Source organism: Roseofilum acuticapitatum BLCC-M154, from assembly GCF_030068475.1.
Lineage (GTDB): Bacteria > Cyanobacteriota > Cyanobacteriia > Cyanobacteriales > Desertifilaceae > Roseofilum > Roseofilum acuticapitatum.
Window position 1 is genome coordinate 1 of the sequence record NZ_JAQOSP010000103.1, and the last position, 12,827, is coordinate 12,827.

Here is a 12,827-nt window from a genome sequence, read left to right on the forward strand (position 1 = left end):
AGCGGAAATACCCTAATTAAAAATCCAGGGAGCAAGATGCTCCCACTCCAGTCATATCAAAGAATTCGAGGAGTGCGGGCATCTTGCCCGCTTCTTAACAAATTTTCATGTCCGCTTGCGGAAACCGGACTTGATATGAAAGGGAGAGGGCATTTCCCGTTGCACAACTCATTTAGACTAGCTCTATAGCACCACGCCCCGATCGTGGGCAATCAGCTTAAAACTTTAATATTCACTTTATAACTATGTAGGTGTCTTGCGTCTAGAATAGGAACCAACCTTCATTTCTCTAGCCATCATGAATCATCCTAACTCCCCAACCCTTCCCCCCAACCATCTCAATATCATGGGATATGTAGACGAGTCAGAAGTCAATGGCCCAGGATGTCGTGCGGTGGTCTGGGTTCAAGGCTGTACCCGTGCTTGTTCGGGTTGTTTTAATCCTGCGTCTTGGTCATTTGAGATTAATCAATTGATTGCGATTGATACTCTAGCTGAAAAAATTGCCAGCAATCCTCGTAATGAAGGGGTGACTTTTTCGGGAGGGGAACCGTTTTGGCAGGCTCCAGGGTTGGCGAATTTGGCTCGTCAGCTTAAGGCTAAGGGATTGAGTGTGATGTCGTTTACGGGTTTTACTATTGAACAGTTAAGGGCGAAAGATGCGCCGGAAGGGGCACAGGAGTTACTTGATGAGCTGGATATTTTGATTGATGGCCCCTATGTTGAATCTTTGGCGATTCATTCTCCTACGTCTGCGGTTTCTTCGAGTAATCAGCGCGTTCATATCCTGAATCCAGCGTTTGAACATGCGATTAGTTGGGCGAGCGATCAAATGGAGATCCATATTCTGAAAGATGGGACTCGGTTAATTACGGGTTATCGTGGCCAGATGGCTTTGACGGAGATTTCCTGAGTGTTTTGTTACTGATTACTGATTTAAGGAGGACTCGATTTCCTGACGGAGGCGGTAGAGGATGGCTTGGGAGTCGAGTTGTTGTAAAATTTGGTGGATGATGGTGCTGGGGCCGAGGTTCCCCCAGGTACAGCCTTGTTGCAGATAGATGCGGGTGATTTGTCCGACTTGGTAGGCTCCGTAACCGGCGATCGCCCCTTGCAAGATGGCTCCGGGTATCCAAGCGCTTAAAGCCCCGATTTCTCCGGTTGCGCCGATGAGGGTGGCGGCAGTTTTTCCCATTCCTAAGAGGAGGGTTGCCAGTTCCCCTAAAATTAAGCCTCCGGAACTCAAGAGCAGGGTTTTCCAGAGTTTTCGCGCTTCGCGATCGGTGAGGGGTAAGCCATATAAGCGACTGAGGGCACGAATCAGGGCTAAATCGGCGATCGCCCCCCCTGGTATGTCTAAGAGGGCGATCGGATTGAGGGCAATGGCTAAGGCTTTGGAGCGAGCATACTGCCAAATGAGCGCTTCTGCTTGTTGATGATGAATATCCAGGGTTTTTTGGGCAATTTGAGCTTCAGCCGCTTGGCTTTGTACTAAGGCATTCAGGGCAAGGAGCGATCGCCCTTCCCGATTCAGCACCTGTAAAATTTTTGTCCGCAACTCCTCAATTTGGGGCGCAGGATATTCCCATTCATACTGTACCTGGCCATCCGGTAATTCCACCCGCACTTGTCTGGGCATCGGTTCGGCTGCCACTCGCACCATTTCCTCCGTCGTCAGCAATTCGGTCAACTCTTGCGGTTGCCCCAATTGTTGCAGATTGCGACTAATGGCTTCTAAGTCCGGATCGGGATATAAATCGACTTTGTTAAATACCAAAATTAAGGGTTTATGGGTATGAGCTAAAAATAGCAGGGCATCATATTCGGTTTGAGTAATATCTCCGGCTACCACAAACAGAATTAAATCCGCTTCTTGGGCTACTTCTCTCGCCATATCCGCCCGTACTTCTCCCCCAATTTCATCGAGTCCAGGAGTATCGATCAACTCAATTTGCACCTTGCTTTGTCCTTGGGGTATCCAACGCACCGATCGCGGCCATTGAGTGACTCCATGAATGGGGCCAGTGGGGAGAATTTTTTGACCCACTAATCCATTTAAAACCGCCGATTTTCCCCGACTCACTAACCCAAAAGCGGCAATCCGAATTACATTTTGATCCAGTTTTTCTAGGTTCGCCTTAAGGGTTTTGAGTTCGGGTTGAATGGCCAGAGTAGGGTCTTGGCGCAGCAGGGGGTTATACTGAGCCAGCGATCGGCGAATACTGGCGCGAGCCAAACTGAGGTGATTTTCTTGATGGTTCGATGGGTTACTCAAGGCATCTAGGGTTTAAATTTCAGTTAAGCTCTTAATTATGAGATTATTTTACCATAATTCTGAGAACCGCGATCCAAGTTTTCACATACATAACTAGATAACCTCCTCCCTTTGACAAGGCAATCGTTTATGCTATAATGACACCGCACTTATTTCTTAAAAGTGATGCTTGCCCCTCATATAGTTAATCTCGATCTCAACATTTTACGGTGGATTGCAAGAGTCCCTAGGAAAAAACGATAGCAAACTATGAAATTTATTTCAAAAACTAGATCTAAAAAAATTCCCCTACAAGTAGTTTTTATTGTCCCTTTTTTGCTGCAATTAGTAGGAGTGGTCAGTTTACTGCAATATTTTGCTTATCAAAGCAGTCGATTGTCTGTTGATGAGTTAGCCCATCGTTTACTCACTAATACCTCCAGAGAAATTAGCCAAGAAATTGAAGATTATATAGCGACTCCTCAACAAGCTCTGAAGGTGAATCAAGAGGCTCTCAAGCAAGGGGTTTTTGACTTAGAGAATCTGGACTCATTTCAAGCTTATTTTTGGCAACAAATTCGCCTATCTCCTTCTTTAAGTTCAATTGGGTTAGTGAATTCTGAAGGCGAACAAGTCAGTTATGGCAAGCTAGACTCTCAGGAGTTAGTTGAGCAAGCCCAAACTTTAACGGATGAACCCTTGTATAAAGGGATGTTTTACTTTGTGCAAACCAACCCTTCTAATTCGGGAAAACGGGAATATTATACTGTGGATAGCAACGGTGAGCCAAAGGTAAAGGTTTATGAATTGGCAGTCAATAATCGGGATTTAGAGTGGTATCGGTATGCTCAGAGCGCTCAAAAAAACAGTTGGTCTCCTATTGTTGTCTATCGCGTCGTACCGACTTTAGGATTGTTTGCAATTGCTCCTATCCGTGATGGAGAGGGGAACTTTCAGGGAATGTTCTGCTCGGCTGTATCCTTATGGGAACTCAGTACATTTTTGAGTGAATTAAACTTCTCGAAATCCGGTGAAAGTTTGATTTTAGAACGCTCTGGAGAGTTGGTCGCCTCCTCTACCCTAGAAACCTCTTTTATCCAGCCAGAACAAGGGAAACCCCGCCGGTTAAATGCAATGGAAAGTAATAATAAACATACCCAGGCGATCGCCTTGGCGCTACAAGAGCATAGGGGGAAATTAAACAAGATAGAGGAGGCTCAAACCTTAGCTCTAAAAGTTGAGGATGAAAACGAGTTTGTACAAATCACTCCTTACCAAGATGAGTATGGACTAGATTGGTTGATTGTGGTTTCGATTCCCGAATCAGATTTTGCCGCTAAAATTAACACCAATCAGAAGCGCATTTTACAATTATCGGCGATCGCCCTGATAATTGTCATAGGAACCGGAATCCTAACCTCACGGGTGATTGCCGCTCCGATTCAACGCCTCAGTGAAGAGAGTATCGCTTTAGCTGAACGACGTTGGCAGCCTTCTGTAGGGCGTAAAAGTGCGATCGCCGAAATCTACCGCTTATCGGACTCCTTTGAGCGCACTGCCGAGCAACTTCAGAAGGCACTACAGGAATCGGAAGAAAAATTTGCTACTATTTTCCGCACCAGTCCCGATCCGATTGCCATTGCCAATCTTTCCGACGGCAAAATCATAGAAGCCAATCAGAGGCAGCTTGAGTTTCTCGAATACTCTCGCGATGAGGTGATTGGTTATACTACATTGGATCTAGGACTTTGGGGAAATTTGAGCGATCGCGAACAATTTTTACAGATCCTGCAATTAGAAGGCCGAGTATCTAACTTAGAAGTGCCCATACGAGTGAAATCCGGTGCGGTTAAAACAGCCTTGATTTCGGCTGAATTATGCCAAATTCAAGACAAAACCTATCTACTGGTGGTTACCAAAGACATTACAGAGCGTAAACGACTCGAAATAGAGAGCCAAGCCTCAGAACAAAAACTCAAAAGAATCTTTAATAGCGTCAGTGGGGCGATTACTTACCTACAAGTCTATCGCGATCGCACCTGGAAAATTAATGAAGTCTCCCAAGGGAGTCAAATTATCTCTGGCTATTGTCCTTGCGAATTAATGTCCGATCCTTTTTTTTGGCTTTCCCGTATCTATCCCAGTGATTGGCAACCGATTCAAGAAGACATTTTTACTGATATTTGTGCCGAGAAAATGGGAGTCTATGAGTATCGAATTTATGACAAGAGTGGTAAAACGCGCTGGATCTCCCAAACCAATAATTCTACCTGGGATGAAGAGCAACAGTGTTGGAATGTTACTGCCATTTCCTTAGATATTAGCGATCGCAAACAGCTAGAATTAGAACTGCAAGAAGCCAAAGAAGCCGCCGAAGGAGCCAACCAAGCTAAAAGTACCTTTTTAGCCAATATGAGCCATGAACTTCGCACCCCCCTCAACGCCATTCTCGGCTATCCCCAGCTTTTAATCAACAGTCCCCATCTTTCTCAACGCGATCGCGAATTTGTCCAAATTATTCAAGACAGTGGAGAATATTTACTCAGCTTAATTAATCAAGTCCTCGATATTTCCAAAATCGAAGCCGGTCATATCGCCTTTGAGCCTAAAAACTTCCCCCTCGCCAGTCTCCTCGAAAATCTGAATGTGATGTTCGCCTCCAAAGCCAAGAAAAAAAGATTAGAATTAACCATCAAAAGCTCCACCCATATCCCGGAAATCCTCAATACCGATGAAACCAAACTGCAACAAATTTTAGTGAACTTGCTCAATAATGCCATCAAATTTACCCATCAAGGCTCCGTCACTCTAAAGATCGAACTCTGCAAAAACAATAGTCACCGTTTGTTCTTTCAAGTCATCGACACAGGGGTAGGAATGCACCCTGATGAACTCAAGAATTTATTTCAAGCCTTTGTCCAAACCCAAAGTGGAAAAAACAGTCAAGAAGGCACAGGGTTAGGGTTAGTCATTAGTCAAAAATTCGTGCAATTACTCGGAGGAGAATTAACCGTAGAGAGTGAGCTAGGAAAAGGGACATCCTTTAAGTTTGATATTCCCATTGCCCAAGAATCGAGCCTTTGTGATTTGCATTCAACCGAGAGCTATGAGCCAGTTATCCTAGCTCCCGATCAACCTCAGTATCGAGTTTTAGTCGCTGATGATAATCAAATCAATCGCCAACTGTTGACAACACTCTTAAACAATTGGGGTTTTCAAGTTGCCGAAGCAGCCGATGGCGAAGAAGCGATTGCCCAATGTAAAGCTTGGCGACCGCATTTGATTTTTATGGATATGAGAATGCCCAAACTTGATGGAGAAAAAGCCACCCAAATCATTCGCCAGCAAATGCCCGATTATCCCGTAGTTATTATTGCTGTAACTGCCAGTGCTTTTGCCGAAAATCGGAGCCAAATTTTAAGTTTAGGCTGTAATGATTTTATTGGTAAACCCTTTAAACCGGATCGGATTATCGACAGCATCAAACAACATCTGAATGCTGAATTTGTCTCTATATACACTAGCCCAGATTCAACCCCTGCGCTATCCTCATTAACCATGGAACAATTGCGCCATCTCCCTCAAGCATGGCAGAAAAATTTCCAGGAAGCTATTCTCACTGGAGATATAGACTATATGTTACAGCTCATTATTGAACTGGAAGATGACGATCCGAACCTAGCTCACTCCTTAGAAGCTCTAGCCAATGCTTATGATTTTGAGGAATTATATAAGCTAGTCGATGAAATTGATAAAATTTAGTACAAATTAATAAGATAAAGAATTCATTAATCTCAATCAATTTCAAGGTGAAATATCATGCTAAATCGACGAAAATTACTCACTTACATGGTCGCTTCAGGGGGTACAGTGCTACTCAGTCAGTGCAACCGCAAAACCATTAGCCAAGGGCCAGCGATGGCCAATACCCATATTAGTCAAGATGGATTATTATCGGTAGAGATGGTTGCACAAGAAACACCGATACAACTTGGTAGAAATCGGCTGGTACAATGGGGATATAATGGGCAAATTCCTGGGCCGAAACTAGAAGCAAAACCGGGAGATACGATTAAAATCAATTTTCAAAATCAATTAATTCAACCCACTAATCTCCATTATCATGGCTTGCATATTCCACCGACAGGAACTGCGGATAATGTATTTATTTCTGTTCCACCTGGAGAAGAATTTCGCTATGAATTTAGACTGCCTGAACATCATCCTTCTGGGACATTTTGGTATCATCCCCATCACCATGGACAGGTAGCAGAACAGGTTTTTAAGGGATTGGTTGGTTTGTTAATTGTGCGGGGAGAATTAGATGAAATTCCAGAAGTTAAAGCAGCTTCTGAACAGTTTTTAGTGATTAAAGATTTTACTGCTAATCCCAATCCCAACGTCTTCCCTGGAGCCATCATGTTAGGACGAGAAGGGGAATTAGTGACCGTGAATGGGAAAATTAAACCTGATTTTTTGATTCCTGCCCAAGGTTTGGTACGCTTACACCTGTTGAATGCGTCGAGTTCTCGCTTTTATCGTTTATCCTTAGCGGAGCATCCCTTTTATTTAATCGCTACGGATGGGGGGGCAATTTCTGAACCGGTAGAATTAACAGAGTTACTATTAGCACCAGGAGAACGAGCGCAGGTTTTAATTAAAGGCGATCGCCCTCCATCTGAGTATACATTATCGACTTTACCCTATGACCGGGGAACTGTGGGCATGATGGGCCATATGGGATTATCCTCTAGCAGTAGCCAAACCCAGGCGATCGCCACCTTTAAGTATACCGAAGCCGTCACCCCCATACCCCTGCCCAAAACCTTGATTCCCATTAAACCCTTACCCGAAGCTCAAACCTTGCGCCGGTTTGTCCTTAATCATGGCATGAGTCCCGGAATGGGTATGGTATTTTTGATTAATAATCAAGCTTTCGATCACCAACGGATTGATATTCAAGCTCCCTTAAATCAAATTGAAGATTGGGAAATTATCAATCAAGGAGCCATGGATCACCCCTTTCATATCCATGTCAACTCCTTCCAAGTGATCAGCCGCAATCAAGTCCCTGAACCCCTTGTAGCCTGGAAAGATGTAGTTAATGTGCGTCGTGGAGAAACCGTGCGTTTGCGGATGCAGTATCAAGATTTTGTCGGTAAAACCGTTTACCACTGTCATATCCTCGATCATGAAGATCAAGGCATGATGGGTATGCTCGAAATCTCAGACCAGGAGGCTAAACCCATCGGATCATCTGCACTCGATAGCGCTCCTTTTTCGTGATCGCCATATCCTTGACTTCTAAGCGTCCCTTTCCGCGAATGGCAATTAAATCTCCGGGTTTTACGGTATAACTCGCTTGGGTAATCTCTTTCCAGTTCACCCGCACATCCTTCGTTTCAATCATCTGCACCATTTTACTACGGGAGACGCGAAACCCGGCAGAGGCGATCGCATCTAGACGCATCGATGCTTCCACCGTTGTCATTTCTTGGCGCTTCGGTTCTCTTACCTTCAACTCTCCCCGATCAATGGCTTGGGTTTTCACCGGAACCGAGCGCACCTGAGTTAAATTCATCTGCAAAAATTCACTCAATTCCGGAACCACAATGACTTGCGCTCCCCGCTCCCCTAAAACAATCACATCCCCCGTTTTTTCTCGCACAATTCCTGTACCCAACATTGCCCCTAAAAAGTCTCGATGAGTGGCTGTATCAAACAGAAAATTTCCCGCAATTTCCAATACCGCAATTTCTACATTTTCCGGCTCTAGGGGAACCTCTTCCCGCACAATCCCTAACCGTTTTCGTTCCGCTTGTGGATATCCCCCCCAAGCCACTAAATGGACTTCCGTTAACCCCTTAAACACCGTTTCACATTCCGCTAAAACCGCAGGAGATAGAAAATCAGTCATCACCACTTCCCAGGTTTTGATCGCTCGTTCTGCCCGATCCAGAATTTGGGACATTTCTTCTCGATGTTCAACGCCTTTGAGCAGATCTGCTTTAGGTAGCATAATAGGAATTAAGGTTAATAGTTTAAGTTTGATTTGACCATTATTTAAGATTAACATAATATTGAAAGGCTTTAGGAACGGTTTTGGGTAATAAGAGTTCGCTCGATCCAAGAATCACTCCAAGAATGGCCCAAATGAGGGCAGGATGGAGTGGGGAAACGGCTTGAGTTGCTAATAAAATTTGAGTGGTTAGCATGTTCACCTCCCCTTGTGGTTAGGGAGTTATCAGGCGATCGCCCCCAGATACGGCAATTTGTTACAAAACTTCACAATCCTCGATTAAGACTCAAAGATTGACAAATCCCCATTCACCCTAAAAAATTGGAAGTTGACCCCCGGTAACCAGTGAATGGTCACTGATAGCGATAACCCATGACCTATTCTGAGATCTCTGCCCAACCTTCCCTCCTCCAACTGGCTAAGGAAGGCAACCCCCAAGCCATCACTTACTGGATGAATAGCTTACTTGCACCTCAAGGGGTTTCTGTGCAGGTGAACCAGTCAGCAGATCAATGGCTCAATGTTCAAGTAGATTTTCACCATCCCAAACGCAAGGATCAATGCCTAAATCTGCAACAGCGTTTGGTGCGGTTTGTCTGCTATCGTCTGTGGACTCTAAACTCATCCACCATTCACCATGTGAGAATTGTTGCTAGACAAGCGGGCGATCAACGCATCCTCTGGAAACAAGCCGTCCGCATTCTTACCCCCGCCAGCGAACAGATCATCGCCCTACCTCCAGCAGCAGGAAACCCCAACTCTACGCCTTTGCCCTTCCAATTTGGGTTAATGCGTACCCTATTCCTCAGTCGCTTAACCGCAGCCAGTTTTATTCTCTCCTGTTGGTGGTTTTACGCACAGTTAATCAATGCCCATTGGATTAATCAAAATAGATTCGCCACCTCTACACCACTTCCCCCCGATCCTGCTCCCACCCTCTCTGCAAGTCCCGAAGCTTCACCGGTTCCCATGGCTCCCCCCAAACTTGAACCCTCTTTCAAAATGATAGAAGTTCCAGAGCCATTTCGCGGCAAAGTGATTCGTAAAGCTGAAGCCTTAGCCATGCCTAAAGTCATCGCTTTAACCTTTGATGATGGCCCTTGGCCGAAAACAACGGAACAGGTGTTAGATATTCTCAAGGAAAATCAAATTAAAGCCACCTTTTTCTTTGTCGGACAGCATCTGCAACAGTATCCGAAAATTGCTAAAAAAGTGGCGGATGCCGGTCATGCACTGGGCAATCATACCCAACATCACTATACCCAGACCGTTGACGCACAAACGGCTGCCCAGGAAATCGAGTCTACCAGCGAACTGATTTTTGACATCACGGGGATTAAAACTAAGCTATTTCGCCCTCCAGGAGGGAATCTAGATACCGGTTTAGCCGATTATGCTGCCTCTAAAGGCTATGGAATTATGATGTGGTCTGCGGACTCGGAGGACTATTATGTGTCTACCCCGGTACTGATTGATAAGGTTTTAAAGGCGGTTAGTCCTGGAGGAATTGTTTTGTTGCATGATGGAGGAGGCGATCGCCGCAATACGGTAGAAGCGCTCCCCCAAATTATCACCACCCTCAAACAACAGGGCTATCGGTTCGTCACCGTTCCCGAACTGTTAGAAATTGAAGCCCAACAAACTCCCTTAAATGAAATGGAGGAAGAATAGACTTCTTGCAGAAGTTTAGGGAATAGGTATTAAAATTCAGGATTCCTGGATTGATATTCATTTTCTGCCCTAATTAAAAACCTAGGGAGCAAGATGCTCCCACTCCAGTCATATCAAACGATTGAGAAAGCCAGTAGGGTGGGCACTGCCCACCTTACACATTTTGTATCTCATCAACTTGAGAAAAGCTATAGTCGATTCGCTTAACAGTCCTTAATGTTAACTTAATCGTAAACTATCCAATGTTTAATCTTTGCAGGTAACAAAATTCAGTACGATGCAGGCAGTTTTGTCCTAGGAATCGATCATGGCAATAGAATTAAAAGAAATTGGACGATACTCATCAGGAGTAATTGACGAAAGTGCTGCGGAAATCGTAGCCCACGATCCGGGAACACAACGCCTGTTTGTAGTCAATGCACAGAAAGCAGCCGTTGATGTTCTGAATATTAGCGATCCGAGGACTCCCACTCTACTCTCAACCCTCAATGTCAATACCATAGGTGCGGCAGCCAATAGCGTCGCGGTAGCCAATGGGGTGGTAGCCGTTGCCGTAGAAAATGCAGACAAAGTAAACCCAGGCGCGGTTGCTTTTTTTGACCCTAACGGCAATTTTCTCAAGTCGGTTACCGTAGGTGCATTGCCCGATATGGTAACGTTCACTCCGGATGGTCGGAAAGTTCTAGTTGCTAATGAAGGAGAGCCGGGGAATACAGACCCGGAAGGCTCTATCAGTATTATCGATATCTCTGGCGGGGTGGCAAGCGCGACCGTACAAACGGCAGCTTTTACGGCTTTCAATGGGCAAGAAGCGAACTTGCGAAACCAAGGGGTGCGGATATTCCCCAATAAAACGGTTGCCGAAGATATGGAACCGGAGTATATTGCGGTTTCGCCCGATGGAAGTACGGCTTTTGTGACGCTCCAGGAAAATAATGCGATCGCCAAAGTGAATATCGCCAGTGCTACCGTTGAAAGCATCCTCCCCTTGGGCTTGAAAGATCATAGCCTTTCTGGAAATCGTTTGGATGCCAGCGATCGCGACAATAAGATTAACCTGCAAAACTGGCCGGTTTTCGGCATGTATATGCCCGATTCCATCGCTTCTTTTGTAGCCAACGGTCAAACCTACTACGTGACAGCCAATGAAGGGGACGATCGCGGTGAAGATAAAAGGATTAAGGACTTAACCTTAGATCCTACAGCATTTCCCAATGCCGCCGAGCTTCAGAAAGACGAACAAATCGGACGCTTAGGCGTTTCCACGGTTGACGGCGACACCGATAATGATGGGGACACCGATCGCCTATTTGCCTATGGAGCGCGATCGTTCTCCATTTGGAACTCATCTGGCACTCTCATTTATGACAGTGGGGACGATTTTGGGCGCATTACCGCCGAGCAGGTTCCCACCCTCTTTAACTCTGAAAGTGAGCTGGATAACGGTAATATTGTCACAACTTTTGATGCCCGCAGTGATAATAAAGGCGCAGAACCAGAGGCGATCGCCACCGGTGTCATCGATGGCAAAAGTTATGCCTTCATTGGCTTAGAGCGCATCGGCGGGATTATGGTCTATGACGTAAGCAATCCCACAGCGCCCAGTTTCGTTCAATACATTAAGCCCAATGGCATAGATATTGCTCCCGAAGGATTAGAGTTTATCCCTGCCGCCGATAGCCCGAACAAGACTCCCTTACTAGCAGTAGGGAATGAATTTAGCGGCACGACAACCTTATATGAAATTACCCAGGTTCCACCCCCTAATCTTCCTGCTCCTGCCCCTGCCCCTAGTCCGTCTGGAGAACCCACTGCCCCACCCAGCTCAACCCCAAGCCCTACACCAACCCCGTCAACGGGTATTGTCGTAGAAGTGGCTGGACAATTTCAAGGCACGATGGGTAATGATATTTTTGCCGGTACAGCCTCTAGTAATGTCATCTTTGGCTTAGATGGCAATGACCAAATCAACGCTGGTGCAGGGGATGATACCACCAACGGTAATCGCGGTGATGATACGGTCAATGGTGGCACGGGCAATGATATGTGTAATGGCGGTCAAGGGGATGACCAAGTGAACTGTGGCGATGGCAACGATCGCGGAGAGGGCGATCGCGGCAATGATATTGTTAACGGAGATGCTGGTCAAGACCAACTCACTGGTGGTGAAGGCAATGATGCCATTGATGGCGGTGTGGATAATGATGCCATCTTCGGCGGTCAAGGTAATGATCTCATTAATGGTGGCACTGGCGATGATGTCATCAGTGGTGACTTCGGTATAGATACTCTCATCGGTGGTGCAGGTAACGATCTGTTTGTCCTCCGCACCAGCACCGCAGCCACAACAGCAGCCCAAGCGGATGTAATTTTAGATTATCGTCCCGGCGATACCATTGGTCTCGCCGGTGGCATTACTCCCAATGACCTCACCTTTAGGGTAGACAATGGCAACACCATTATCCAAGTCACCCGTAATGGCGTAACCTCTATTTTGGGTGTTGTCAATGGTGTGGCTCCAACACAGTTGACGTTTGCTACTGCCAGTATTCAGGTCAACAGGGCTGGCTATATATCCGTCACCAGTAACCTATTTGTTGGGGGCAGCATTTCCGGTCAAGAGTTGGCCGTTGGTGCAACCGCATTTGCCAGCGTTGACTTTACCAACTCGTTGACCTTGGTTTAGCGCGTTGCGCTCTGGGTAATATCAAGTCTGGTTAACTTGGAAAAGAGAAGCGGGCAAGATGCCCGCACTCCTCGAATTCTTTGATCTGACTGGAGTGGGAGCATCTTGCTCCCTGGATTTTTAATTAGGGTATTTCCGCTTCGCGGACATGAATAAGCGGACTTGATATTAGCCCATGAAAACCACTAGGCGATCGC

8 protein-coding genes are annotated in these 12,827 nt (G+C 45.9%); 5 read left to right on the top strand and 3 right to left on the bottom strand.

All coding sequences use genetic code 11. The features are described from left to right. Nucleotides 1-298: 298 nt before the first annotated feature. Nucleotides 299-913 (top strand): 4Fe-4S single cluster domain-containing protein, encoded by a 615-nt coding sequence (locus tag PMG71_RS15795; protein ID WP_283754665.1) that lies wholly within the window; start codon nucleotides 299-301, stop codon nucleotides 911-913. 15 nt (nucleotides 914-928) lie between these two features. On the opposite strand, the gene PMG71_RS15800 is transcribed toward PMG71_RS15795, so the two are convergent. Beyond that, nucleotides 929-2,275, bottom strand: a complete 1,347-nt coding sequence (locus tag PMG71_RS15800) for a GTP-binding protein (protein WP_283754666.1) — start codon at nucleotides 2,273-2,275, stop codon at nucleotides 929-931. Between the two features lie 249 nt (nucleotides 2,276-2,524). Between PMG71_RS15800 and PMG71_RS15805 the strand changes: the two genes are divergently transcribed. Together PMG71_RS15805 and PMG71_RS15810 are read left to right on the top strand one after the other, a co-directional pair. After that, on the top strand, nucleotides 2,525-6,016 hold the full coding sequence (locus PMG71_RS15805; RefSeq protein WP_283754667.1) for an ATP-binding protein: 3,492 nt from the start codon (nucleotides 2,525-2,527) through the stop codon (nucleotides 6,014-6,016). A gap of 57 nt (nucleotides 6,017-6,073) precedes the next feature. Next, nucleotides 6,074-7,540 (top strand): multicopper oxidase family protein, encoded by a 1,467-nt coding sequence (locus PMG71_RS15810; RefSeq protein ID WP_283754668.1) that lies wholly within the window; start codon nucleotides 6,074-6,076, stop codon nucleotides 7,538-7,540. Here PMG71_RS15810 and PMG71_RS15815 read toward each other — a convergent pair. Both PMG71_RS15815 and PMG71_RS15820 read right to left on the bottom strand, forming a co-directional pair. Further along, nucleotides 7,494-8,273 (bottom strand): photosystem II electron transport protein, Sll1252 family, encoded by a 780-nt coding sequence (locus tag PMG71_RS15815; RefSeq protein WP_283754669.1) that lies wholly within the window; start codon nucleotides 8,271-8,273, stop codon nucleotides 7,494-7,496. The two genes, PMG71_RS15810 and PMG71_RS15815, sit on opposite strands and share 47 nt — an antisense overlap. Nucleotides 8,274-8,313: 40 nt before the next feature. Then, entirely contained in the window at nucleotides 8,314-8,469 is a 156-nt protein-coding gene (locus PMG71_RS15820; RefSeq protein WP_283754670.1) for a hypothetical protein, read from the bottom strand. Nucleotides 8,470-8,645: 176 nt separating this feature from the next. On the opposite strand from PMG71_RS15820, the gene PMG71_RS15825 reads away from it, so the two are divergent. Together PMG71_RS15825 and PMG71_RS15830 are read left to right on the top strand one after the other, a co-directional pair. Next, the gene (locus tag PMG71_RS15825) at nucleotides 8,646-9,944 is read left to right on the top strand and encodes a polysaccharide deacetylase family protein (protein ID WP_283754671.1); all 1,299 of its coding nucleotides are present in this window, start codon (nucleotides 8,646-8,648) and stop codon (nucleotides 9,942-9,944) included. A 307-nt stretch (nucleotides 9,945-10,251) separates the two neighbouring features. Continuing rightward, nucleotides 10,252-12,630: a choice-of-anchor I family protein gene (locus PMG71_RS15830; protein WP_283754672.1), complete on the top strand. Its 2,379-nt coding sequence runs from the start codon at nucleotides 10,252-10,254 to the stop codon at nucleotides 12,628-12,630. Nucleotides 12,631-12,827: the final 197 nt, after the last annotated feature.